The organism is Streptomyces sirii, assembly GCF_045690365.1.
GTDB classification, from domain to species: Bacteria; Actinomycetota; Actinomycetes; order Streptomycetales; family Streptomycetaceae; genus Streptomyces; species Streptomyces sirii.
In genome coordinates, this window is record NZ_CP147982.1 from 1,884,690 (window position 1) to 1,907,718 (window position 23,029).

Annotated in this window: 23 protein-coding genes and 6 tRNA genes; 11 read left to right on the plus strand and 18 right to left on the minus strand. The window is 71.2% G+C overall.

Annotation, left to right across the window (positions count from 1 at the left end):
• Nucleotides 1-40 precede the first annotated feature (40 nt).
• Genes WAB15_RS08505 through pgsA form a run of 3 tightly spaced genes read right to left on the minus strand, consistent with a single transcriptional unit; the run spans nucleotide 41 to nucleotide 2,840 of the window.
• The gene (locus WAB15_RS08505; protein WP_407285857.1) at nucleotides 41-1,201 is read right to left on the minus strand and encodes a glycosyltransferase family 4 protein; all 1,161 of its coding nucleotides are present in this window, start codon (nucleotides 1,199-1,201) and stop codon (nucleotides 41-43) included.
• The gene (locus WAB15_RS08510) at nucleotides 1,198-2,187 is read right to left on the minus strand and encodes a phosphatidylinositol mannoside acyltransferase (RefSeq protein WP_399144124.1); all 990 of its coding nucleotides are present in this window, start codon (nucleotides 2,185-2,187) and stop codon (nucleotides 1,198-1,200) included. Before WAB15_RS08510 ends, WAB15_RS08505 begins: the two co-directional genes overlap by 4 nt.
• Nucleotides 2,184-2,840 (minus strand): phosphatidylinositol phosphate synthase, encoded by a 657-nt coding sequence (pgsA, locus tag WAB15_RS08515; RefSeq protein WP_399144125.1) that lies wholly within the window; start codon nucleotides 2,838-2,840, stop codon nucleotides 2,184-2,186. Before pgsA ends, WAB15_RS08510 begins: the two co-directional genes overlap by 4 nt.
• A 262-nt stretch (nucleotides 2,841-3,102) precedes the next feature.
• Here pgsA and WAB15_RS08520 point away from each other — a divergent pair, with 262 nt between their 5' ends.
• Nucleotides 3,103-5,301 carry an elongation factor G-like protein EF-G2 gene (locus tag WAB15_RS08520; protein WP_399144126.1) on the plus strand — a complete coding sequence of 733 codons (2,199 nt, stop codon included), beginning with the start codon at nucleotides 3,103-3,105 and terminating at the stop codon, nucleotides 5,299-5,301.
• Between the two features lie 175 nt (nucleotides 5,302-5,476).
• Nucleotides 5,477-7,156, plus strand: a complete 1,680-nt coding sequence (locus WAB15_RS08525) for a hypothetical protein (RefSeq protein ID WP_399144127.1) — start codon at nucleotides 5,477-5,479, stop codon at nucleotides 7,154-7,156.
• Between the two features lie 63 nt (nucleotides 7,157-7,219).
• Here WAB15_RS08525 and WAB15_RS08530 read toward each other — a convergent pair whose 3' ends face one another.
• The 3 genes from WAB15_RS08530 to WAB15_RS08540 all read right to left on the minus strand — a co-directional run bounded on the left by WAB15_RS08530 (nucleotide 7,220) and on the right by WAB15_RS08540 (nucleotide 9,897).
• Nucleotides 7,220-8,431 (minus strand): YncE family protein, encoded by a 1,212-nt coding sequence (locus WAB15_RS08530; protein ID WP_399144128.1) that lies wholly within the window; start codon nucleotides 8,429-8,431, stop codon nucleotides 7,220-7,222.
• Nucleotides 8,431-9,225, minus strand: a complete 795-nt coding sequence (locus WAB15_RS08535) for a polysaccharide deacetylase family protein (RefSeq protein WP_407285858.1) — start codon at nucleotides 9,223-9,225, stop codon at nucleotides 8,431-8,433. Before WAB15_RS08535 ends, WAB15_RS08530 begins: the two co-directional genes overlap by 1 nt.
• Before the next feature lie 114 nt (nucleotides 9,226-9,339).
• A complete protein-coding gene (locus WAB15_RS08540) occupies nucleotides 9,340-9,897 on the minus strand; it encodes an HIT family protein (RefSeq protein WP_407285859.1) in 558 nt (185 codons plus the stop codon).
• 67 nt (nucleotides 9,898-9,964) lie between these two features.
• Here WAB15_RS08540 and WAB15_RS08545 point away from each other — a divergent pair, with 67 nt between their 5' ends.
• On the plus strand, nucleotides 9,965-10,606 hold the full coding sequence (locus WAB15_RS08545; RefSeq protein WP_407285860.1) for a potassium channel family protein: 642 nt from the start codon (nucleotides 9,965-9,967) through the stop codon (nucleotides 10,604-10,606).
• Nucleotides 10,607-10,660: 54 nt separating this feature from the next.
• Here WAB15_RS08545 and thrS read toward each other — a convergent pair whose 3' ends face one another.
• The 3 genes from thrS to WAB15_RS08560 all read right to left on the minus strand — a co-directional run bounded on the left by thrS (nucleotide 10,661) and on the right by WAB15_RS08560 (nucleotide 14,505).
• Nucleotides 10,661-12,643, minus strand: coding sequence for a threonine--tRNA ligase (gene thrS / locus WAB15_RS08550; protein ID WP_407285861.1), 1,983 nt, complete (start codon nucleotides 12,641-12,643; stop codon nucleotides 10,661-10,663).
• A gap of 105 nt (nucleotides 12,644-12,748) precedes the next feature.
• Nucleotides 12,749-13,939, minus strand: coding sequence for a hypothetical protein (locus tag WAB15_RS08555; protein ID WP_407285862.1), 1,191 nt, complete (start codon nucleotides 13,937-13,939; stop codon nucleotides 12,749-12,751).
• Nucleotides 13,939-14,505 (minus strand): DUF4365 domain-containing protein, encoded by a 567-nt coding sequence (locus WAB15_RS08560; RefSeq protein ID WP_384428968.1) that lies wholly within the window; start codon nucleotides 14,503-14,505, stop codon nucleotides 13,939-13,941. The genes WAB15_RS08555 and WAB15_RS08560 overlap by 1 nt, the downstream gene beginning before the upstream one ends.
• 211 nt (nucleotides 14,506-14,716) lie before the next feature.
• On the opposite strand from WAB15_RS08560, the gene WAB15_RS08565 reads away from it, so the two are divergent.
• Nucleotides 14,717-15,442 carry an exonuclease domain-containing protein gene (locus tag WAB15_RS08565; protein WP_393488508.1) on the plus strand — a complete coding sequence of 242 codons (726 nt, stop codon included), beginning with the start codon at nucleotides 14,717-14,719 and terminating at the stop codon, nucleotides 15,440-15,442.
• A gap of 122 nt (nucleotides 15,443-15,564) precedes the next feature.
• Here the strand turns inward: WAB15_RS08565 and WAB15_RS08570 are convergent.
• From WAB15_RS08570 to WAB15_RS08585, 4 genes are all read right to left on the minus strand, one after another.
• Nucleotides 15,565-15,636 (minus strand) — tRNA-Val (locus tag WAB15_RS08570).
• Between the two features lie 72 nt (nucleotides 15,637-15,708).
• Nucleotides 15,709-16,170: an SRPBCC family protein gene (locus WAB15_RS08575; protein ID WP_407285863.1), complete on the minus strand. Its 462-nt coding sequence runs from the start codon at nucleotides 16,168-16,170 to the stop codon at nucleotides 15,709-15,711.
• Nucleotides 16,171-16,255: 85 nt separating this feature from the next.
• Nucleotides 16,256-16,327, minus strand: a tRNA-Val gene (locus WAB15_RS08580).
• A gap of 90 nt (nucleotides 16,328-16,417) precedes the next feature.
• The gene (locus WAB15_RS08585) at nucleotides 16,418-16,849 is read right to left on the minus strand and encodes a TIGR02611 family protein (protein WP_407285864.1); all 432 of its coding nucleotides are present in this window, start codon (nucleotides 16,847-16,849) and stop codon (nucleotides 16,418-16,420) included.
• A gap of 189 nt (nucleotides 16,850-17,038) precedes the next feature.
• Between WAB15_RS08585 and WAB15_RS08590 the strand changes: the two genes are divergently transcribed.
• Together WAB15_RS08590 and WAB15_RS08595 are read left to right on the plus strand one after the other, a co-directional pair.
• Entirely contained in the window at nucleotides 17,039-17,452 is a 414-nt protein-coding gene (locus tag WAB15_RS08590) for an SsgA family sporulation/cell division regulator (RefSeq protein ID WP_003959770.1), read from the plus strand.
• A 246-nt stretch (nucleotides 17,453-17,698) separates the two neighbouring features.
• On the plus strand, nucleotides 17,699-18,265 hold the full coding sequence (locus tag WAB15_RS08595) for a CGNR zinc finger domain-containing protein (protein ID WP_393488006.1): 567 nt from the start codon (nucleotides 17,699-17,701) through the stop codon (nucleotides 18,263-18,265).
• Nucleotides 18,266-18,301: 36 nt separating this feature from the next.
• Here the strand turns inward: WAB15_RS08595 and WAB15_RS08600 are convergent, their stop codons facing one another.
• Nucleotides 18,302-18,457 carry a hypothetical protein gene (locus WAB15_RS08600; protein WP_384428953.1) on the minus strand — a complete coding sequence of 52 codons (156 nt, stop codon included), beginning with the start codon at nucleotides 18,455-18,457 and terminating at the stop codon, nucleotides 18,302-18,304.
• A 68-nt stretch (nucleotides 18,458-18,525) separates the two neighbouring features.
• Nucleotides 18,526-18,975: a hypothetical protein gene (locus WAB15_RS08605; RefSeq protein ID WP_407285865.1), complete on the minus strand. Its 450-nt coding sequence runs from the start codon at nucleotides 18,973-18,975 to the stop codon at nucleotides 18,526-18,528.
• A 172-nt stretch (nucleotides 18,976-19,147) separates the two neighbouring features.
• Here WAB15_RS08605 and WAB15_RS08610 point away from each other — a divergent pair, with 172 nt between their 5' ends.
• Nucleotides 19,148-19,669 carry a DsbA family protein gene (locus WAB15_RS08610; RefSeq protein ID WP_407285866.1) on the plus strand — a complete coding sequence of 174 codons (522 nt, stop codon included), beginning with the start codon at nucleotides 19,148-19,150 and terminating at the stop codon, nucleotides 19,667-19,669.
• A gap of 59 nt (nucleotides 19,670-19,728) precedes the next feature.
• Here WAB15_RS08610 and WAB15_RS08615 read toward each other — a convergent pair whose 3' ends face one another.
• The 3 genes from WAB15_RS08615 to WAB15_RS08625 are packed head-to-tail and all read right to left on the minus strand — an operon-like array spanning nucleotide 19,729 to nucleotide 22,482.
• Complete coding sequence (locus WAB15_RS08615; RefSeq protein WP_407285867.1) at nucleotides 19,729-20,559, minus strand: GNAT family N-acetyltransferase; 831 nt, start codon at nucleotides 20,557-20,559, stop codon at nucleotides 19,729-19,731.
• Between the two features lie 34 nt (nucleotides 20,560-20,593).
• A complete protein-coding gene (locus tag WAB15_RS08620; RefSeq protein WP_399144138.1) occupies nucleotides 20,594-21,418 on the minus strand; it encodes an aminotransferase class IV in 825 nt (274 codons plus the stop codon).
• Nucleotides 21,415-22,482, minus strand: a complete 1,068-nt coding sequence (locus WAB15_RS08625; protein WP_407285868.1) for a chorismate-binding protein — start codon at nucleotides 22,480-22,482, stop codon at nucleotides 21,415-21,417. The genes WAB15_RS08620 and WAB15_RS08625 overlap by 4 nt, the downstream gene beginning before the upstream one ends.
• Before the next feature lie 177 nt (nucleotides 22,483-22,659).
• Between WAB15_RS08625 and WAB15_RS08630 the strand changes: the two genes are divergently transcribed.
• The 4 genes from WAB15_RS08630 (at nucleotide 22,660) to WAB15_RS08645 (ending at nucleotide 23,010) form a co-directional block, all read left to right on the plus strand.
• A tRNA-Gly gene (locus tag WAB15_RS08630) sits at nucleotides 22,660-22,732 on the plus strand.
• Nucleotides 22,733-22,767: 35 nt separating this feature from the next.
• Nucleotides 22,768-22,841: transfer RNA gene (locus WAB15_RS08635), tRNA-Cys, on the plus strand.
• Between the two features lies 1 nt (nucleotide 22,842).
• Nucleotides 22,843-22,914: transfer RNA gene (locus WAB15_RS08640), tRNA-Val, on the plus strand.
• A gap of 24 nt (nucleotides 22,915-22,938) precedes the next feature.
• A tRNA-Val gene (locus WAB15_RS08645) sits at nucleotides 22,939-23,010 on the plus strand.
• Nucleotides 23,011-23,029: the final 19 nt, after the last annotated feature.

Below are 23,029 nucleotides of genomic sequence, written 5' to 3' on the forward strand. Positions count from 1 at the left end.
GTTACCCGCACGTGGTGGGCTTCCCCGGGGCGGCGCCTGGTCAGTCCTTCGCCAGCCACCGCCGCGCCCGCGGGCCCACGCGTTCGTCGGCGGCCACCGAGGCGGCGCCGGTGGTGACGGTCTCGTAGACGGCGAGGATGTCGGCGCCGACGGTCGACCAGTCGAAGCGGCGGACATGGCGGCTGCCGCGTTCGCGGAGTTCGGCCAGGCGGGCGGGGTCGCCCAGCAGGCGCACCGCGGCGGCGGCCAGGGCGTCGGCGTCCTCGTTGGCGAAGAGCTCGCCGGCCTCGCCCTGGTCGAGGACCTGGGCGAACGCGTCGAGGTCGCTGGCCAGTACGGGCGCGCCGGCGGACATCGCCTCCACGAGGATGATGCCGAAGGACTCGCCGCCCGTGTTGGGGGCGACGTAGACGTCGACGCTGCGCAGCAGGCGGGCCTTGTCCTCGTCGGTGACCATGCCGAGGAACTCCACGCGGGAGCGCAGTTCGGGGGGCAGGGTGGCGACGGCCTCCTCCTCGTCGCCGCGGCCGGCGACCAGCAGCCGGGCGTCGGGCACCTCGGCGAGGATCGCGGGCAGCGCCCTCATCAGGACCGGCAGGCCCTTGCGCGGCTCGTCGATGCGACCGATGAAGCCGATGGTCCCGCCCTGCCACTCGGGCCTGGGTTCGGCGCGGGCGAAGAAGTCGACGTCCACGCCGTTGGGGATGACCACCGCGTCGCCGCCGAGGTGTTCGACGAGGGTGCGGCGGGCGTACTCGCTGACCGCGATGCGGGCGCTGATCTTCTCCAGGGCGGGCTGCAGGATCGGGTACGCGGCGATCATCGCCCGCGAGCGCGGGTTGGAGGTGTGGAAGGTCGCCACGATGGGGCCCTGGGCGGCCCAGCAGGAGAGCAGGCCCAGCGAGGGGGAGGCCGGCTCGTGGATGTGGATGACGTCGAAGGCGCCGTTCTGCAGCCAGCGGCGGACCCGGGCGGCGGAGAGGAAGCCGAAGTTGAGGCGGGCGACCGAGCCGTTGTAGGGGACGGGGACGGCGCGGCCGGCGGAGACGACGTACGGCGGGAGCGGGGTGTCGTCGTCGGCGGGGGCCAGGACGGAGACCTCGTGGCCGAGGCGGATCAGGTGGTCGGCCAGGTCCCGGATGTGGAACTGGACGCCGCCGGGGACGTCCCAGGCGTACGGGCAGACGATGCCGATCTTCACTGTTGTGCCCCCTCATTCGCCGCGGCGTCGCGCGACTCACCCGACTCATCCGATTCGCCCGGCTCGCGCGGCTCCAGGTCGGCGAGCCAGAGCCGCTGCAGCATGTGCCAGTCCTCGGGGTGGTCGGCGATGCCGGAGGCGAAGGTGTCGGCGAGCGCCTGGGTCATCAGGGCGGCCTTCTCGACGCGGGTGCCGGTCTCGGGGACCTCGATCTCGGGGTGGACCCGGCCGCGCATGATGGGAGTCTCGTCGTACCAGAGGGTGACGGGCAGCAGCATCGCGCCGGTCTGCACGGCGAGCATCGCGGGCCCGGCCGGCATCTTCGTCTCCTCGCCGAAGAACTTGACCGGGATGCCGGAGCTGGACAGGTCGCGGTCGGCGACCAGGCAGACCAGGCCGCCGGCGCGCAGCCGCCGGGCGAGCGTGCCGAAGGCGGCGCCGCCGGTGTGCGGCAGCACCTCCATGCCCAGGCCCTCGCGGTAGGCGACGAAGCGGTCGTAGAGGGACTCGGGCTTGAGCCGCTCGGCGACGGTGGTGAAGGGGGTGTTGAGCTTGGTGGTGACCCAGACGCCCGCGAGGTCGTAGTTGCCCATGTGGGGCAGGGCGAGGATGAGGCCGCGGTCGCTCTTGAGCCCCTCCTCCAGGTGGTGCACGTCCTCGGGCGCGAAACCCGTCCTTATCCGGTCCTTGCTCCAGGCCGGCAGGCGGAAGGACTCCATCCAGTAGCGCATGTACGAGCGCATCCCGGCCCGGGAGAGCTCGGCCAGGCGCTGCGCGGAGGCGTCCGGGACCACCCGGGCGAGGTTGGCCTCCAGGCGGCGCACGCCCTTGCCGCGGCGCTTCCAGGCCATGTCGGCGATCCGCCGGCCGAGGCGTACGGCTACGCCTTCGGGCAGCTTCTTGACCGTGCTCCAGCCCAGGCCGTAGAGCGCGTCGATGAGTTTGTCGGTGTCGATCCCCGGCAGGCCGGTCCTGCGTGCGCTCATGCGCTGTTCCCCCCTTGTGCGATGGCGTCGGCCTCGGCCGACTCCCGGCGTACCGTCACCACGCGCTGGCCGAGGGTGACGGCGCTGCCGATGCCGACGATCCACAGTGCGATCGGCAGCAGGGCCTCGACGCCGGGCACCCCGAAGGCGTGCAGACCCGACAGCCCGCAGGCCACCAGCGTGATGACCAGCCGCTCGGCGCGCTCGACCAGGCCGTTGACGTCGACCGGCAGCCCGATGGCCTCGCCCCGCGCCTTGGTGTACGACACGACCTGCCCGCTGGCCAGGCAGAAGATCGCCATGGCGCAGAGGATCAGGCTCTCGCCGCGGCCCGCGTACCAGAGGGCGAGCCCGCCGAAGATCGCGGAGTCGGCGACCCGGTCGAGGGTGGAGTCGAGGAAGGCGCCCCAGCGGCTGGAGCGGCCGAGCTGCCGGGCCATGTTGCCGTCGACCAGGTCGGAGAAGACGAAGAGGGTGATGACGACCGTGCCCCAGAAGAACTCGCCCTGCGGGTAGAAGACCAGGGCGCCGGCCACCACGCCTCCGGTTCCGACGAGGGTGACCGCGTCCGGGCTGACGCCGATACGGATGAGCAGGGCGGCGAACGGCGTGAGAACACGCGTGAAGAAAGCACGCGCGTACTTGTTCAGCATGGCCTTCCCGGAGGTCGATACGGGCCGCGCGGTCAAGGGGCCACCGGCTGGCCCATCGTAGCCACGAGGCCCCGGGCCGCCGCGAAGGCATCGCGGCGCAGGGTGCATGCGGCGGCTCGGGGCTGCGGTTGCGCGCCTCCCGGCGTACGGATCGGGCCGCACAGCCCTTGGGAGGACCGCGCTCTTGCGCCATGTATGGACGCATGATGACCTCGATGGAAAGCTCGAATCACCGCAAAGTGTCGACCTGGAGGCGAGACACATGAGCGAGAAGTCGAGTACGAACCCGGGAGCCGCCGGAAGGGCATCAGCGGCCGGCCAGCCCACGGCCCTGCGGAATGTGGTGCTGGTCGGCCACAGCGGATCGGGAAAGACCACTCTGGTCGAGGCCCTCGCGCTGGCATCCGGCGCGGTCAATCGGGCGGGCCGGGTCGAGGACGGCGGCTGTCTGTCGGACTACGACGAGATCGAACACCGTCAGCAACGCTCCGTACAGCTCTCCCTGGTCCCGGTGGACTGGGGCGGAATCAAGATCAATATCTTGGACACCCCCGGATACGCCGATTTCGTCGGGGAACTCAGGGCCGGTCTGCGCGCCGCGGACGCGGCCCTCTTCGTTGTCTCGGCGGCCGACGGCGTGGCCGGTGCGACCCGCATGGTCTGGGACGAGTGCGCGGCCGTCGGGATGCCGCGGGCCCTGGTCATCACGCATCTGGAGGCGTCCCGCTCCGACTTCCACGAGATGACCGAGCTGTGCCGGACCGCGTTCGGCGGCGAGGACCCGGACGCGGTGCTGCCGCTGTACCTGCCGCTGTACGGGACACCGGGCGCAGACGGCCACTCCCCCGTACACGGGTTGATCGGCCTGCTCTCCCGGCGGGTCTTCGACTACGCGTCCGGCGAGCGCGCCGAGCGCGAGCCGACGGCGGAGGAGCTGCCGCTGATCGAGGAGGCCCGCAACCGCCTCATCGAGGGCATCATCGCCGAGAGCGAGGACGAGTCCCTGATGGACCGCTACCTCGGCGGCGAGGACATCGACATCAAGACCCTCGTCGGGGACCTGGAGACGGCGGTCGCGCGCGGCACCTTCCACCCCGTGTTGGCCGCCGCCCCGGCGCCCGAGGGCGCCAAGCAGGGGCTGGGCACGGTGGAGCTGCTGGAGCTGATCACCGGCGGCTTCCCGACGCCCGCGGAGCGCGAGGCGCCCGAGGTGACCACCCCGGAGGGCGCCCCGCGCCCGGCGCTGAGCTGCGATCCGGACGGCCCGCTGGCGGCCGAGGTGGTCAAGACCTCCTCCGACCCGTACGTCGGCCGGATCTCGCTGGTCCGGGTCTTCTCCGGCACCCTGCGCCCGGACGAGACGGTGCATGTCTCGGGCCACGGCCTGCAGGACCGGGGACATGAGGACCATGACGTCGACGAGCGGGTCGGGGCGCTGTCGGCCCCGTTCGGCAAGCAGCAGCGTCCGCTGTCGCAGGCGATCGCCGGGGATCTGGCGTGTGTGGCGAAGCTGTCGCGCGCCGAGACCGGCGACACCCTCTCCGCCAAGGACGGTCCGCTCCTGATGGAGCCCTGGACGATGCCCGATCCGCTGCTGCCGGTCGCCATCCGGGCGCACAGCAAGGCCGACGAGGACAAGCTCTCGCAGGGGCTGGCCCGGCTGGTGGCGGAGGATCCGACGATGCGTCTGGAGCACCATCAGGACACGCATCAGGTGGTGCTGTGGTGTCTGGGCGAGGCGCATGTCGATGTGGCGCTGGAGCGGCTGCGCACCCGCTACGGCGTCAAGGTGGACACGGTCGCGCACAGGGTGCCGCTCCGGGAGACCTTCGGCGAGGCGTCGGCCGGCCGCGGGCGCCATGTGAAGCAGTCCGGTGGGCACGGGCAGTTCGCGATCTGCGAGATCGAGGTGGAGCCGCTGCCGGGCGGCTCCGGTATCGAGTTCGTGGACAAGGTCGTGGGCGGCGCGGTCCCCCGGCAGTTCATCCCGTCCGTCGAGAAGGGCGTGCGCGCCCAGGCCGCGCGCGGGGTGGCCGCCGGGCATCCGCTGGTCGACATCCGCGTCACGCTGCTCGACGGCAAGGCGCACTCGGTCGACTCCTCGGACGCCGCGTTCCAGACGGCGGGCGCGCTGGCGCTGCGCGAGGCGGCCGCCGACGTCCGGATCGATCTGCTCGAACCGGTCTGCGAGGTGAGCGTGCTGGTTCCGGACGAATTCGTCGGCCCGGTGATGAGCGATCTGTCGGGCCGGCGCGGCCGGGTGGTGGGCACCGAGCAGTCCGGGGCGGGCCGCACGGTGGTGCGCGCGGAGGTGCCGGAGATCGAGATCGGCCGGTACGCGATCGATCTGCGTTCGCTCTCGCACGGCAGCGGACGGTTCTCCCGCGTCTATGTACGGCATGAGCCGATGCCGCCGCAGTTGGCCGCCAAGGTTCAGGAAGAGGCCGAGAACGGCGGGTAGTTGACGTCGGGTCAGCCATCCGTCGGCCGCTGTCCGGCTCAACCCCCTTGGGCTGGACGGCGGCTGTACGCTGAGAACCTTGTCGTCGGGCCGTGCGCGCGGCGACGGGGCGCGTCGGCCACCGGCTCTTTGCAGGTGTGCCGTCGGCGGAAGCCGGGAAGAGCCGCATCATCGGATGCGAGCGGTGTGGGGGGCGGTAGTGGCAGACGGGTTCGACTTCAGCCCAGGGGCGCAGGTGCCGCTCTCGGGGAGCGCCGGGCAGACGGCGGCGACCCAGGCGCTGGCCTCGGCCGCCTATCGGGACAGCCCGCTGGCCGATATCTCCAAGGCGGACTCCGACTCGGGCAAGTCCGAGATCAAGAAGCCGAAGCTGTCGCTGTTCGCGCCCAATCTCGGCGAGGCGTACTCGCGCGCGGTGCAGGTGCGGATGCTCGGCGGCGGCCGTAAGGCGCTCATCCAGTCGTTCGGGGTCGAGCCGCAGACGATCGTCGAGCACTGCCTGTCGGCCACCCGCGTGCGCAAGCAGCGGGACACCAAGCTGACGGTGCTGATGGTGCTGTTCGGGCTGCTGTTCCTGCCCGGTGTGCTGCTGTGGCTGGGCGTCTTCCAGCTGCGCAAGATGCTCTCCAAGGACGGCGAGGGCAAGGGCGTCTCGCTGCTCGGCGCGGTGCTGCTGACCGTGCTCGCCGGTGTCGGCCTGGTCTTCATGGTCAAGCTGCCGATGAACGGCTTCTGGCCGATGTACGCCCGGGCCATGGTCGTCGCCCCGGTGGTCGGCTGGTGGCTGGCCAAGCAGATCTGCGAGAAGACCGCGGTGGCGATGCGGGAGTCGTGGAAGGGGCTGCTGGAGGGTGGTGGGGTGGCCGCCAAGATCCCCGAGGCGGTGCCGCAGGATCCGAACGAGACCGCCGCCGAGACCCTTCGGCAGAATCTGGCGAAGGTCACCGCCGAGCAGAGCAGCAATGTCGTCTTCTACGCCGGCCCCAAGGGCATACTCGGCATGGGCACCCGTTGGGGCAGCTGGCAGCTGGCCGAGGAGCTCAAGCCGGCGCAGGAGGGCACGGAGATCAACCCGTTCCGCAGCTGGGACGTGATCCGCGCGATCCACGACAAGCTGCGGCTGCTGGAGCGCAGCCCGCTGCACACCGGCGGCTTCCCGACGCCTTCCGTCCGCCACTGGATCGTCTCGCCGGTCGGTGAGAAGGCCGGCGCCGTCAGCCGTCCGGAGGGCACGCATGTCGAGGCCTACCAGATCCGCGGCCACGAGATAGAGCGGATCTGCAACGACCAGCAGTTCGGCAGCGGCAACCGCCACTACCTCGGCGTCCAGTTCGTGCTGTGGGACGGCCAGTTGGTGATCACGTTGATGATCACCGTCACGGTGCTGCACGAGACGCTGCGCATCGAGGTGACCGGCCACGCCCTCGGCCCGGTCAACGGTCTGTTCACGACGAAGCCGGAGCCGAAGACCAAGGACGTCGCCAAGGTCGTCAAGTTCTGGGAGACCAAGACCCAGCACCTGCCGCTGATCGAGCCGCAGGAGGTGGTCCGGCTCGCCGCCCGGGCCCCGCTGACCTGGTTCCCGCCGGTCCTGGACTTCCTGGGCGGCAAGCTGACGCTCCCCGAGCCGTTCGGTCTGCGGCACGTCTGGGCCGACAAGCCCTGGCGGCACCGCTTCATGGCCGACGACGCGCTGCGCGCCGCGACCCCGGTCCTGCGCACGGTCCACTCCGCCGCGATGAACGTCCTGAAGGACAACGGCGTGGACACCGAGCGCTTCACCAACCGCTCCCTGGCGCTCAGCGGCATGATCCAGGGTGTGGAACCGCAGAAGGCCGACGAGTACCACGCATAGCGGTCCTCGCCTCCTGGGGCCTGCCCGGCGCTCTTCGCCGGGCAGGCCCCGGATGCGTCTGCCCTAGCGGAAGATCCCGGTGTGCCCCAGGGAGTAGCGTCCCGGCTGCGGGTAGACCGCGAGGCCGTGCGGGCCCTGGCCGACCGGGATCTTGGCCAGGGTCTTGCCGGTGCGGGTGTCCAGTGCGTAGACCTCGGAGTGGTAGCGGCCGGAGAGCCACAGGACCTTGCCGTCGGTGGACAGCCCGCCCATGTCGGGGCTGCCGCCGCCGCGGATGTGCCACTTGCCGGCGAGTTCGCCGGTCTTGAAGTCGAGCAGGGAGATCGAGCCCTCGCCTCGGTTGGAGATGTACATGGTCTTCGAGTCGCGGCTGACGTAGAGGCCGTGGGCGCCCTTGCCGGTCGGCATCAGCCTGGGCCGGTCGAAGGCGTCGCCGTTGAGCACCCAGATGCCGTCGGCCATCATGTCGGCGATGTACCAGGTCCTGCCGTCCGGGGAGATCTTCACGTCCTGCGGCATGGCGCCCTCGAACGGCAGCTTCTCCTTGCCGATGACCTTCATCTTCTCCGTGTCGACCTTCAGCAGCTCGCCGGAGAACTCGCAGGAGACGATGAAGTACTTGCCGTCCGGCGAGAAGTCGGCGTGGTTGACGCCGGCGCAACCGACCGGGACGGTCTTGCGGATCTCCATGCTGTGCGGGTCGCGGAAGACCAGCTGGCGGTCCATGGAGGCCATCACCACCGCGTACTTCCCGTTGGGCGTGAAGTACAGGTTGTACGGGTCGTGGACCTTGACGCGCTTGCCGGCCTTGCCGGTGGCGGGGTCGATCGGGGTGAGGTCGTGCCCCCGGTTGTTGTTGACCCAGAGCGTCTTCATGTCCCAGGACGGCACGACGTGCTGGGGCTGCACGCCGACCGGGATGGTCTCCATGACCTTGTACGTCTTCGGGTCGATGACGCTGACGGTGTCGGACCCGGTGTTGGGGACGTAGATCCGCGACGGGTAGCCCTTGACCTGCGGCGCCAGCTTGCCCGGGCGGTCCGCCGCGTACAGGTCGTGCTCGTCGAGCAGCGGCGGCATCCCGGGCAGTCCCGGTTTGGCGGCCTTGACCGGGGCGCGTTCGACCGGCGGGGGGCTCTGCGCGGCGGGCTTGGTCCCGCCGCTGCAGCCCGCCGCCACCAGCGCACAGGCCGCGGCGAGCAGCGCGGCCGCCCGGTGGCGAAGGCCCCGGCTCGGGAAGCCGGTCGGGGAATCGGTTCGGTTCCGGTCAGCCATCAGGTCACTAGCTCCGTTGTCGTCACCGCGCGCAGACCGCGCCGGCGGAGGCCGTCGAGGATGGGGGGCAGCGCGGCCACCGTGCCGGCGTGCCCCAGGTGGAGGCTCACGACCGAGCCCGGCCCGACCGAGTCCAGGACCGTGCGCCGGACGGCCGGGGCACCGGGGTCGTTCGCGTCGAGGGAGTCCACGTCGTAGGACAGGACATGCGGATAGCCGGCCTTGCGGGCCAGCGAGGTCACCAGATCCGTGGCCCGCCGGGTCTGCGAGGGGCGGAACCAGCTGCCGATGGTGCCGGTGAGGGTGCGCAGCCGTTCGGCGCAGCGGACGATCTCGGCGTACGCCTCGGCGGCCGGCAGGGCGCAGATCGCGCGGTGGTGCATGGTGTGGTTGCCCAGCTCATGGCCGCCGTCGAGGATGCGGCGGGCCATCGCGGGCTGCTCGTCGAGCCAGTCGCCGACGGCGAGCACGGTGACCTTGGCGCCGGCCCGCTCGGCCTCGCCGAGCAGGGCGGTGGCCAGCCGGGGGTCGCCCGCGCCGTGGAAGGTCAGCGCGACGGCCCGCCCGTCGCGCGGCCCGTGCTCGATCTGTGCGCCCTGGCCGGGCACCCGGGTGGGCCGCCGGGCGGCGGGGGCGGGTGGGTGCCGGCCGGCTCCGGAGGGGCCCGGCCCGCGGGCGGCCCGTGCGGCGCCGGGGTCCTTCGCCCGGTCCGGGGCGCAGCCCGCCACCAGCGCGCCGGCCCCCGCGGCCGAGGCGGCCGCGCGCAGCACGGAGCGACGATCCAGTGAAGTCACCACCCCATTAGAGAGGCAACTAATCCGAAATAGGGCGATATGCCCGATTCATCTGTGTACGTGTCGTATGAGGCATCGCCCGGGAGGGCCGCCCCGGGCGACGGCCCGAGGTGCCTACGCGGGCCAGGCCGCGGCGAGCATCGCCCGTGTGTCGGCGAGGAGTTGGGGCAGCACCTTGGTGTGGCCGACCACCGGCATGAAGTTGGTGTCCCCGCCCCAGCGCGGGACGACGTGCTGGTGGAGATGGGCCGCGATCCCGGCGCCGGCGACCGTGCCCTGGTTCATCCCGATGTTGAAGCCGTGCGCCCCGGACGCGGTGCGCAGCGCGGTCATCGCCCGCTTGGTGAACTCGGCCAGCTCGGCGGTCTCCATGCCGTCCAGCTCGGTGTAGTCGGCGACGTGCCGGAACGGGACGACCATGAGGTGGCCGCCGTTGTACGGGTAGAGGTTCAGCACCGCGTAGACATGCTCACCGCGCGCGATCACGAGGCCGTCCTCGTCCGACTTCGCGGGGATGGTGCAGAACGGGCAGCCGTCGTCGGCCCCCGGGCCGCTCGGTTTGTTCTCGCCCTGGATGTAGGCCATCCGGTGGGGCGTCCACAGGCGCTGGAAGGCGTCCTGCGTCCCGACTCCGATCTGCTGCTCCGGCTCGCTTGTCATACGGGCCAGCATATGGCTTCGTCCATTGGCAGCGTGTCGTTGGGGCGCACAGCGCCGGCCGCTCCGCGATGCTGTGGCGATGGACAGGGAAGCCCGGTTGCGGGAGTGGGAGGAGCGGGCCGAGCCGTATCTCCTGGCCCCCTCGCTGCTCTTCCTCGCCTCCTACGCGGTCCGGGTCCTGATCCCCGACCTCTCCCCCGGCTGGCAGGCCTTCTGGGGCCTGGTCACCGTCGTGACCTGGGGCGCCTTCATCGTCGAATACCTGGCCCGGCTGCTGCTCAGCAAGCACCGCCGGCGCTTCGTCCGCACCCACTGGCTGGATCTGGTCGTGACCGTGCTGCCCCTGCTGCGGCCGCTGCGGATCATCGAGATCCACGACCGGATGCAGCGCCGCAGGGACCATCCGCGGCTCGCCCTCGAAGCCCGCGTGATGACCTACGCCGGGCTGACCTCGCTGCTGCTGGGCTTCGCCGCGAGCCTGGCCGTCTACCACGACGAGCGCCTCGCCCCGCACTCGACGATCACGACCTTCGGCGACTCGGTGTGGTGGGCCTGCTCGACCCTGACGACCACCGGGTACGGCGACGTCACACCCATCACCCCGCGCGGCCGGCTGACCGGCACGGGGCTGATGTTCGTCGGCGTCGCCCTGGTCGGAGCGGTGGTGGGCTCGTTCTCGTCGTGGCTGGTGCGACGCTTCCGGGTGGACGGCGAGACATGACGGGGCCCCGGGGAGCCGATCGCTCCCCGGGGCCCTATGTCACGGAAACCGGCCTCACACCTGGAGGCGGCGCTCCACCACGTCGAGGATCTCGGCGATCGCCTCGTCGCGCGGGATGCCGTTCTTCTGCGCCCCGTCGCGGTAGCGGAAGGACACCGCCCCGGCGGCCATGTCCTCGTCACCGGCGATGACCATGAACGGCACCTTGCTCTTCTGCGCGTTCCTGATCTTCTTCTGCATCCGGTCCGACGAGGAGTCGACCTCGACCCGCAGCCCCTTGGCCTTCGCCTGCGCGGCGAACTCCTGCAGGTACGGCACGTGCGTGTCACCGATCGGGATGCAGGTCGCCTGCACCGGGGCCAGCCACGCCGGGAACACACCCGCGTAGTGCTCCAGCAGCACGCCGAAGAACCGCTCGATGGAGCCGAACAGGGCGCGGTGCAGCATGACGGGCTGCTGCTTGGAGCCGTCGGCCGCGGTGTACTCCAGGCCGAAGCGCTTGGGCTGGTTGAAGTCCACCTGCAGGGTCGACATCTGCCAGGACCGGCCGATGGCGTCCTTGGCCTGGACGGAGATCTTCGGCCCGTAGTACGCGGCCCCGCCCGGGTCCGGGACCAGCGGGAGGCCCTGCTTCTCGGCCGCCTGGCGCAGCGCCTCGGTGGCCTCCTCCCAGTCCTCGTCCGAGCCGATGAACTTGTCCGACTCGGGGTCGCGGGTGGACAGCTCCAGCTCGAATTCGGTCAGTCCGTAGTCGCGCAGCAGGTCGAGCACGAAGGTCAGGAGCGTGTCGAGCTCCTCGGACATCTGCTCCTTGGTGCAGTAGATGTGCGAGTCGTCCTGGGTGAAGCCGCGCGAGCGGGTCAGGCCGTGCACCACGCCGGACTTCTCGTAGCGGTAGACCGTGCCGAACTCGAAGAGGCGCAGCGGCAGTTCACGGTAGGACCGGCCGCGCGACTTGAAGATCAGGTTGTGCATCGGGCAGTTCATCGCCTTGAGGCGGTAGTTCTGCTCGTCGAACTCGATGGCCGGGAACATCGCCTCGCCGTAGTGCGGCAGATGCCCGGAGATCTCGAAGAGGCGCTCCTTCGAGAGGTGCGGGGTGTTCACGAACTCGTAGCCGGAGACCTCGTGCCGCCGGCGCGAGTAGTCCTCCATCACCTTGCGGACGACACCACCCTTGGGGTGGAAGACGGCGAGGCCCGGGCCCAGCTCCTCCGGGAACGAGAAGAGGTCCAGCTCCGCACCGAGCTTGCGGTGGTCGCGCTTCTCGGCCTCGGCGAGGAAGTCCAGATACGCCTTGAGCTCGTCCTTGGTCGGCCAGGCGGTGCCGTAGATCCGCTGCAGCTGCTTGTTCTTCTCGCTGCCGCGCCAGTACGCGGCGGCCGAGCGCATCAGCTTGAACGCGGGGATCACGCGGGTGCTGGGCAGGTGCGGACCGCGGCACAGGTCCTTCCAGCACAGCTCGCCGGTCTTGCCGTCGAGGTTGTCGTAGATCGTCAGCTGCCCGGCGCCGACCTCGGCGGAGGCGCCCTCGGCGGCGTCCGCGGCGGAGCCCTTGAGCCCGATCAGTTCGAGCTTGTACGGCTCGTCGGCCAGCTCCTCGCGCGCGGCGTCGTCGCTGACGGCACGGCGCGCGAACTTCTGCCCGCGCTTCTGGATCTCCTGCATCTTCTTCTCGATGCGCTTGAGATCGTCCGGGTGGAAGGGGGTCTCGACGTCGAAGTCGTAGTAGAAGCCGTCCTTGATGGGCGGGCCGATGCCGAGCTTCGCCTCCGGGAACAGCTCCTGCACGGCCTGGGCCATCACATGCGCGGTGGAGTGCCGCAGGATGTTCAGGCCGTCCTCGGAGGTGATGTCGACGGGCTCGACCTCGTCGCCCTCGGCGACCTCGTAGGCCAGGTCCTTCAGCTCCCCGGCCACCCGCGCGGCGACGACACTGCGCTCGCCCTGGAAGAGGTCGGCGGCCGTAGTGCCCGTGGTCACCACGCGTTCTTCCCGCTCGGAATCGCGTTGGACGGTCACACGGACGTCTGACACCGGTCTCTCCTGACTCATGTCTCTTTCACGACAGCGATTGCTGCGCAGCCGAATCGTACCGAGCCCGCGGACCCGACCGCGAAACGGATTCCGCGCACGGAGCCGTCAGGGGGTGTCGTCCAGCGGCCCGCCGCACGCCTCCTCGAAGAAGTCGAGATTCTCCTGGAGCGACTTCAGCAGGCGGTCCCGCTCCGCCTCGTCGACCTGTACGGGCGTGACGTCGCGGCCGCCGGTGATCCGGCGGAAGCCGCCCCGGCTCTCCAGCCGCCCGCTGACCCTGATCGGCAGTCCGACCAGGTGGGCGTGCCCGGCGATCCGGTAGTCCTCCTCCCCCAGCGAGACCCGTACCTGCCCCACGTCGGCGCCGGTGATCACCCGTAGCCGGACCGTGCCGGGGCCGCCGGGCCGCTCCCTGCGCAGCCGTACGACCGCGCCGGTCACGCGTACCGGCAGCGACGGCTCCTCGCGCACATAGCGCTGGGCCGCCTGCTGGAGGGCGGGCAGGTCGCCGGGCGAGAACTCCACCGGTTCGGGGCGTGCCGGGCAGCCGGCCGGGGCGCCGGCGGCCGGTGACCACTCGACCGCGATCCGCACCCCCTCCGCATCGCGGACCAGCGCGATCAGCGCCTGGGCCAGCTCATGGCAGACGCCCAGCTCGACGGCCGCGTCGAAGGCCTCCATGCCGCCGGTGGCGCGCTGGTAGTCGGTGGCGTCGCGGGCCGCGTGCAGGGCCCGCTGCAGTCCGGTGACCGCCCCGCGCCCACCGCGCACGGGGACGAACGCGGTCAGCCGGCGCCCGCCGGCCGCCGGGCCGACCAGCACCTCGCCCATGAACCCCTCGGCCTGCCGCTTGTGCCGGGCGCCGTAGTAGCCGGCCCGGCCGTACGTGCCCAGCGCCCCGGCGATCAGCATCGAGCGGGCCGCGCCGCGCAGCTGCTCCTGGGCCACCCAGTACGCCGCGCCCGAGCCGCTCTCGGAGACCTCGCGCTCCCAGCGCACCTCGTCGCTGGGCACCGCGAGCCCCACCAGCACCTCGCGTGCGGAGGGGGCGGCGCTCTGCGCCAGCGCCGCCAGGGCCTCGGCGAGCAGCTCCGCGCTGTCGGGGAAGCGGCGGTCGTGCGGCACCAGCAGGCTGGTGCCACCCACCCCTCCGGGCGGCGTCCACCGGGTGTAGTTGCCCGCGGCGCCGCCCCGGCGACGCCAGCCGTGCCGGGCCAGCAGCGCGCCGAGCACCGCCGGGTCGAGCAGCGCGGGATCCAGCAGCCGCGCGTCGGGTCCATCGGTCGGCCGGTACATCAGGGTCTCCCTCCCGCCCCGACCCGCGTCATGATCTCGCAGAGCGCTCGGTCGTCGAAGATCCGCGTGGTCGGGATCCGCACAGTGGTCCTGCGCCGGCCGGTCACCGGATGGCCGGCCAGGTTCGTCCAGTAGCAGCAGTGCCGCAGTTCGAGGCGGTCGTGGGAGGCCCGCAGCCAGTCCTGCTGGGTCCGTGGGACCAGCATCACCACAAGGATCTTGTGCACCGACACGGGCGTACGGGCGAGCTTGGCCAGGTGGTCGTTGTCGAGCGTGAAGGCGAAGGTCGGCCCCGGTGGGCGCGGGGCGGTCTGGTAGGTGCATTTGAGCTGCACCTTGATGGTGACCTCGTCGTCGACGGTGTGGCCCGGCGCGCCATGGCTGACGTGCCAGTCGATTCCGTTGTCCGGGAAGGGCTGCGCCAGCGAGCATCCGGAGGCGGCGGCGACCGCGTGCAGATAGCCCACCTGGAGAGTCTCCATGCAGGCAGTGGTGGCGAGTCCGCCGCGCTGCGGTGTGGTCCGCTGAGGCAGCAGCCCGCCCGGTTCGGGCTGCGCGAGCGTCATCGCTCAGGGCCTTCCGGGCTGGGGGGAACACCCCCACGATCGATGCGTCTGGAGTGACGGGGAGGCGGCGGATCGCGCGGCCCGTCTCTGTGGTTTTCTCCGCGTCAAGTGGTCCGCAAACAACGGCGGTTCGAGCACCGGGTGGCTCGGGTATCACCAGCTCGGGTGGTATGCGCTGCCATCCCCCGTACAAGCACGAGGAGTTGGGATGATGCCGTGCTGGTATGACGGTCCGCTTGCCGCCTTCGACACCGAGACGACGGGCATCGATGTCGAGCGAGATCGCATCGTCTCCGCGGCCCTGGTGGTCCAGGAGACCCCGCGCTCGACGCCCCGCACCACCCGCTGGCTGATCAATCCCGGCGTCGAGATCCCGGAAGCCGCGACGGCGGTGCACGGGCTGACGGCCGACCATCTCGCCCTGCACGGCCGCTGGCCGGCGCCGGTGCTGGAGGAGGTCGCACGCGCCCTGGCCGCGCAGTCGGTGGCCGGCCGCCCGCTGGTGGTGATGAACGCCCCCTTCGATCTGACCCTTCTGGAACGCGAGTTGAAGCGGCACCGCGCCAGCTCGCTCAACGCCTATCTGGGCGCGCATCCGCTGTGCGTCCTCGACCCCCGTGTCCTCGACAAGCACCTGGACCGCTACCGCAAGGGCCGCCGCACGCTCACGGATCTGTGCGCGCACTACGAGGTCGAGCTGACCGACGCGCACGAGGCGGCCGCCGACGCGCTGGCCGCACTGCGCGTCGTGCGCGCCCTGGGCCACCGCTTCGCCGACCGGCTGGAGGGCCTGCACCCGGCGGAGCTGCACACCCGCCAGGCGGTCTGGCACGCGGCCCAGGCCCGGGGGCTGCAGGCGTGGTTCGCCCGCACCGGCAGCTTCGAGGCGGTCGATCCGCATTGGCCGCTGCGTCCCGAACTCCCGGCCGCCGCCTGATTACGCATCAGGAATTCCGCGCTCCGCCCGACAAAAGCCCACCACCGGACGGGAATTCGGTCCGCGGCATTCCGCCGACAAAAAAACCGGGCCACCTTTTGGTGGCCCGGTTCTTGATCCGGTGGGCGATACTGGGTTCGAACCAGTGACCTCTTCGGTGTGAACGAAGCGCTCTCCCACTGAGCTAATCGCCCGGGTGCCGGCGAGGTTTCCCTCGCGAACGAGCAGAACAATACAGGTCGTCCGGGCCTTCCATCAAATTCCTGTCAGCCGCGAGCCAGCCGGGCGGCCAGACCCCGCCGCCCGGCCCGCATCATCAGCGCGTGATTGGCCACGAACAGCGGGCGCCCCACCAGCGCGAACCACCGCAGCAGCGGCTTGTGGACCTCGACGTCCTGATCGAACACGGCCCGGGTGCCGCCGCCGGCGGGCCCCACGGTCCAGCGCGCCCACCCCGCCAGATCGCCCCGCATCGCGATCTCCAGCAGCCCCGCCTCCGGGTCCCGCACCCGCTCGGTCGCGGTGACCTTGAGGTCGTAGGGCAGCAGCGATCTGAACCGGGCGGTGCCGCTGCGCTCGTCGAGCGCGGTCACCTCGCGGACCTGCGGCCACCACCGGGGGTACTCCTCGGCCTGCGCCAGGGCGGCGTAGACGGCCGCCGGCGGGGCGTCGAGCAGCCATACGCTGCGAAAGCGGTAGTGGTGCAGCCGGCGCGACCAGTCGGGCATGCGCCCAGTGTGCGCCTGAAGGCCGCCCGCGCCCAACAACTGCGACGGCCCGGAGACTTGGAAGTCTCCGGGCCGTCGTCCGGGGTGGGCGATACTGGGTTCGAACCAGTGACCTCTTCGGTGTGAACGAAGCGCTCTCCCACTGAGCTAATCGCCCGGGCGCATCGCCAACATTACCCCACGTCGGCGGGCACTCATGACCATGGCCGGGACCGCTCGGGCGCAGCGCGGCCGGAGCGGCGCCAGGTCACTCGGAGACGTTCCAGGGCATCGCGAAGCCGAACTTCCACACATAGACCGCGAGCGCCGCGGCGATGATCACCAGGCCGATGGTGGTGAGAATGATGTTGCGGCGCCGCACCTTGGGGTCGAGCGCCTTCTGGGCCGCTTCGGTGACCTTTCGCTTGGTCCACCGCAGCACCAGCTGCGCCCAGACGAATTCCGTCGCCCAGATCGCCATACCGCCGAAGATCACCAGCCAGCCGGGACCCGGCAGCGGCAGCATGATCACGCCGGCCACGACCACCGCGAGACCGACGACGAAGACCCCGACCTGCCAGCTCACGTGCAGCGGCCGGGAGCGCTTGATGAAGTGCGGCGCTCGCGATCCGAGCGGCTGCTCGGCCGGCACGGCATCCTCCTCGGCGACTCCCGGCCCCCCGTTACTCTGCGTATTCATACTGCCAAACTTACCGGACGGGATCACTCCGCGGAATTACCGCCGAGGACGATCTCGCAATCCGCCGTAAGAGGTACCTGAAACCACTCAAAACCGTCAGAGGGGTTTACAACGGCACCGTAGGTGGCATGTCGATTTCGCCGACGTGCGAATCCCCGAGCGCACACTGAGCGAAAGGCCCTGGCGCTTATGAACACCACGGTCAGCTGCGAGCTGCACCTGCGCCTCGTTGTGTCGAGCGAGTCCTCACTGCCTGTACCCGCGGGCCTGCGGTATGACACGGCCGATCCCTATGCCGTGCATGCCACCTTCCACACCGGAGCCGAGGAGACCGTCGAGTGGGTTTTCGCCCGCGACCTCCTCGCCGAGGGTCTGCATCGACCCACCGGCACCGGAGACGTCCGTGTATGGCCGTCCCGGAGCCACGGGCAGGGCGTTGTCTGTATCGCCCTGAGTTCCCCGGAAGGCGAAGCACTGCTGGAGGCGCCCGCACGGGCCCTCGAGTCGTTCCTCAAAAGGACCGATGCCGCCGTACCGCCCGGTACGGAGCACCGGCATTTCGATCTCGACACCGAGCTCTCCCACATCCTGGCGGAGAGCTGAGACGCGGAGCGGTAACCGAAAGCACTCAACCGCTCACACTTGCGACCGTCCGACTCGGGGAGACGGCGCAGGACCGACAAGTTCATACGGCACACTTCGGCGTCGTCGCCGCGGGCCCACCGCGGAGGCGGCGCTGGAGCTCGTTCCCGGCGCTGTGGAGCTTGTTCCAGACGCTAGAGTCGGCGACCATTCGGCAACGACACCGGGCGGTATCCGTCCGGCCTCACGCGGCCAGGGAGCGGAACCGTGCTGATCACCCATGACACCCGGTGCGCGCTGGACGCGGTCGTCGACCTGCTCAACACCGCCCCGGAGGGCGAAGCGCCCGGCGCGCCGGACAGCCTGACCGATCTGGAGTCCCTGGAGGACTTCGTACGGCGCAACGACGTCAGCGGGGTGGGCGCACTGGGCCCCGGCGATCTGGCGGCCGTGCGGGCGGTCCGGGCGCGGTTCGCCGACGTCTTCGCGGCCGAGGACGACCGCACCGCGGCCGAGCGGCTCAACGCGCTGGTCGCCTCGGCCGGCACCACACCGCAGCTGACCGATCACGACGGGTACGACTGGCATGTCCACTACTTCGCGCCGGACGCGTCGGTCGCCGACCATCTGGCCGCCGACGGCGGGATGGCGCTGGCCTTCATCGTCGTCGCCGGAGAGCGCGAGCGGCTGCGGTACTGCGAGGCACCGGACTGCCGGCACACCTTCGTCGATCTCTCCCGCAACCGCTCCCGGCGCTACTGCGACAGCCGCACCTGCGGAAACCGCCTGCATGTCGCGGCCTACCGGGCGCGACGACGGGAGGCCGCGGGCTGAGTACCGCCGTGGCGGGGCGGTGGCGCACGGCCGGCCTCACAGGATGAAGAGGTCGTGTACGGCACCGAGGAGGAGCAGGAAGCCGATGACGGCGAGGAAGAGCATCAGCGGCGGCTGGGACAGCGCGAACAGGCAACCGCGCGGTTCGGCGGACGGGGCGTCGTCTTGGGCGAGGGCGCACTCATCGTTCATCTCGCGCGCATCATGACGCAGATGATCGTCTGACTACGCCCAATAAGCGTCTCAGCAGTGGTAGTTCATCAGATCCCGTGCTTTTTCAGGATCGCTTCGATGTCCGAGAAGTCATCCTTGGGTGCGCTGTCCCTGCCCTGCGGAGCCTTCGCCTTGGCGGGCGCGCGCCCCGCGCCGAGGGACGGTGCGGAGGCGGCCGGCGCCACCGCGTCCGGCTTGGCGGCCGCCGCGGACTTGCGCTCCTTGCGGCCGCCGATCCCGCCCCTGCGGCGCTCCACACCCCGGCTGACCATGAACAGCACGGCGGAGAGCGCGAGCAGGCCGAAGCCGGCCCAGACCGTGGGCTTGAAGACGATGCCGGTGAGCCAGTCGATGACGCCGGTCATCACCAGCCCGATGGGGATCAGCGAAAAGGCGGCGATGCGGGTCGCGGCCAGGAACCGCTTGCGGTACGCCGTCAGCGCGGCGATGCCCAGGCCCGCCGCCGACACCGCGGCACAGACGGTCGAGGTCAGCATCCGGTCCTCCTGCCGGTGGATGGGCGAGCAGGCTGCGCTCTGCTCCCTTCCATCCTGCCTTGTCCGGCCCCCCGTCGGCCATGTTCCGGTACGGCATCAGGGACATCTCGGGGTCGCGGTCCTCCGCAGGTCCCAGTTCGGCCGGCCGGCGCCGGACTGGAAGACTGGCCCCATGAACGACGCCACCACCTCCGCCCCCGTCCGTCCCGTCCTGGACGTCTGGTGCGAACTGCAGTGCCCGGACTGCCGCACCGCCCTCACGGACCTGCGGGCGCTGCGCGAGCGCTACGGCGACCGGCTGGACATCCGGCTGCGCCACTTCCCCCTGGCGAAGCACCCGCACGCCTATGTGGCCGCACAGGCCGCCGAGGAAGCCATGGAGCAGGGGCAGGGCTGGCCGTACGTCGAGGCGGTGCTGGCGCGCACCGAGGAGCTCGGCAAGCGCGGCGAGAAGCTGCTGCTGGAGGTCGCCGGCGAGCTGGGGCTGGACACCGAGGAGCTGGACACCGCGCTGATCGACGGGCGGCATCTGCTGATCGTCGACGCGGACCAGGCCGAGGGGAAGGCGATCGGGGTGACCGGCACCCCGACGTATGTGATCGGCGACGAGCGCCTGGACGGCGGCAAGAGCCAGGACGGCCTGCGCGCCCGCATCGAGGAGATCGCCGACCGTCTGCTGGCCGAGCAGGGCTAGGCCGATCGTGATCCGCCGGAGCGGGCCCTGAGCCCCCTGCCGGTGGTGTGCCGGTCCGCTCACAGGATCTGCTTCCACAGCAGGTGCGCCGTGGGCCGGTAGCCCAGCGAGTCGTACAGACCGCGGGCCGGCGCGTTGTCCGCGTAGACGTTCAGGCCGAGGCCGGTGCACCCCGCGGCCAGGCTCTCGCGCTCGGCGACCAGCATCAGGGTGCGGCCGTGGCCGCGCCCGCGGTGGCCGGGCGCCACCTGGACGTCGACGACATAGCCGCCCGGCTGCTCCGGCATCCGCAGCGCGACCCAGACGCTGCCGACCTCCGCGCCGTCGTGGACGAGGATCCGCAGCACCTGGTCGGCCGTGGCCGCGCCGTCCGGCAGCAGCGCGCGATGGGCCGCCAGCGCGCTCTCCTCGGCACGGTCGCGGGGCATCCCCTGCCCCAGCAGGGTACGGACGTACCCGGCGAGCGCGGCCTCGCGCCAGACCGGGTAATCCGCCTCGCCCAGCGGCCGGTCGCGGCTGCCCTCGGGAAGGCGGGGCGGCCCGGCCAGCGGCTTGCTCATCGTGCGGCTGCGCTCGGTGTAGCCCAGCGCCGCCGCGAGCCGCAGGGCGGCCGCGGCCTCGGCCGGGACGGTCAGCTCGATCTGCCGGCAGCCCCAGCCGCGCAGCACCTCCTCGGCGGCGAGCGCGGCGACGGTGGCGCGGCCGCGGTGCCGGTCCGCCGGGTCGATGTCCAGGTACCCGATCCGGCCGGCCGTCGGCCCGAACCGGGCGTCCGTCGCCAGGTGGATCCCGCCGACCCGGCGGCTGTTGACGCAGACGTCGTACCGACGGCCCCGGGTGCCGTCGTCCTGTCGTTCTTCCGGTCCGGCGGGGCGCAGCGTAGTGGTCACGAGGACTTTCTACTCGCCCCGCGGGGGCCCGTCATCACCGCGGATCGAAGTCGGCGGCCGAGTGCTCGTCGAAGATCCGCATGGCTTCCGCGGTCACCGGGCCCGGGGTGTCGGCCAGTTGGCGGCCGTCGACCCGGGTCACGGCCTGCACGTCGCGCAGGGTGGAGGTCAAGAAGACCTCCTCGGCCCGCTCCAGGGCGTCCAGTGGCAGATCGGTCTCCTTGGCGCCGGCCCAGGCGATGGTCAGGGCGCGGGTGATGCCCGCGAGGCAGCCGGAGTGCAGCGGCGGGGTGTGCAGTTCGCCGTCCAGGACGACGAAGACGTTGGAGCCGGTCCCCTCGCAGAGCGCGCCGACGGTGTTGGCGAACAGCGCCTCGGAGGCGCCCCGTTCGCGGGCCCGGGCCAGCGCGACGACGTTCTCACCGTACGAGGTGGTCTTCAGGCCGGTGAGCGCACCGCGTTCGTTGCGGGTCCAGGGGACGGTGACGGCGGCGGTGGTGTCGGGGCGGCGCTCGGTCGCGGAGAGCGCGATGACCAGGGTGGGGCCGGCCTCCCCGCGGTCCGAGCCGAGCGGGGAGACGCCGCCGGTGTAGGTGATCCGCAGCCGGCCCAGCGCCATCGGGTTGGCGTCGAGGACGGCCTCGCAGCCGCGCCGCACCTCGTCCAGGTCGGGGTCGGGCAGGCCCAGACCGCGGGCGGAGGTGGTCAGGCGCTCCAGATGGCGGGTGAGGGCGAAGGCGCGTCCGTGGTCGGCCTTGATGGTCTCGAAGACCCCGTCGCCGACCGTCAGCCCGTGGTCGAAGACCGAGACCCGGGCGCCCTCGGCGTCCCGCAGTGCCCCGTCGAGCCAGATCCTCATCGCTTTCCTCCACTCACCTCGTGCAGCCCCGACGCTACCGCGAGCAGTCGGCCGGCCTTCAACTCCGTCTCGGCCCACTCCCGCTCCGGATCGGAGTCCCAGATGATCCCCGCACCGGCGCCGAAGCGGAGCACCGGTCCGCCGGGCGGGGTGCGGTCCAGCCAGAACGTGCGGATGCCGACGGCGAGCTCGCCGGTGCGGCGGTCGGCGTCGACCCAGCCGATGCCTCCGCAGTACGGGCCGCGGGGCGCGGTCTCCAGTTCGTCGATGATCCGCAGCGCGCTGGACTTGGGGGCGCCGGTGATCGACCCGGGCGGGAAGGTGGCCGCCAGCAGGTCCGCCCAGGCGGTCTTCTCGTTGGCCCCGTCGAGCTCTCCGCTCACCGTGGAGACCAGGTGGACCAGGCCGGGGTGCTCCTCGACGGCGCAGAGTGCCGGGACGGTGACCGTGCCGGTGGCGCAGACCCGGCCCAGATCGTTGCGGACCAGGTCCACGATCATCACGTTCTCCGCCCGGTCCTTCTCCGAGAGGTCGGCCGCGGTCCGGCCGGTGCCCTTGATGGGGCCGGAGGAGACGGTCCGGTCGTCGCGCCGCAGATACAGCTCCGGGGAGGCGCTGGCGATCTCCACGCCGTGGTCGGGCAGCCGGATGGTGCCGGCGTACGGAGCGGGGTTGCCGCGGGCCAGGACGGCGGAGAGCGCGTCCACGTCGGCGCGGGCGGGGTCGGGCAGGGGCGCGGTCAGCACCCGGCAGAGGTTCACCTGGTAGACGTCGCCGGCCGCGATGTGTTCACGGACGCGCCGTACGCCGGCGGTATAGGCGTCGCGGTCCAGGGAACTGGTCCAGGCGGTGGGGGCGGGGCCGCGCCAGCCGTCGGGGGCGGGCGCGTCCGCGGCCGTGGCGGGACGTACGTCGGTGAAGCGGGCGCACACCACCGAGCCCTCGAAGTCGGCGGTCACGGCCCACCAGCCGGTGGAGTCCAGGGCCGCGGGATCGCTGGTCACATCCCGCAGGCCGGTGGCTATCAGGCCGCCGAAGCGGGCCATCGGAGCGAAGTCATGCACGTCAGCGAGTCTATGGCGGGGACCGCCGAGCCGCCTGTGCCGAGCGAGCAGCGCAGCACGCTGCACAAACGCGTTTTTGTACTGGCCCCGGAATCCGCTAGAGTTCAACACGTCGCCGGGACGCGCAAGCGCCCCGGAGGCGGAGTAGCTCCCCGACGTAGTCTGGGAGAGACACCTGCGGACGTAGCTCAGTTGGTAGAGCACCACCTTGCCAAGGTGGATGTCGCGAGTTCGAGTCTCGTCGTCCGCTCGATGTGGGGGATCTTCCCGAACCCCCTCACTCCTGGTGGAGTGGCCGAGAGGCGAGGCAACGGCCTGCAAAGCCGTCTACACGGGTTCAAATCCCGTCTCCACCTCCAAGGACGATTAGCTCAGCGGGAGAGCGCTTCCCTGACACGGAAGAGGTCACTGGTTCAATCCCAGTATCGTCCACTGGTCCGGCTCCACCGGGCCCCCGCGCGATTAGCTCAGCGGGAGAGCGCTTCCCTGACACGGAAGAGGTCACTGGTTCAATCCCAGTATCGCGCACGCAGCTGCGGATCTTCGT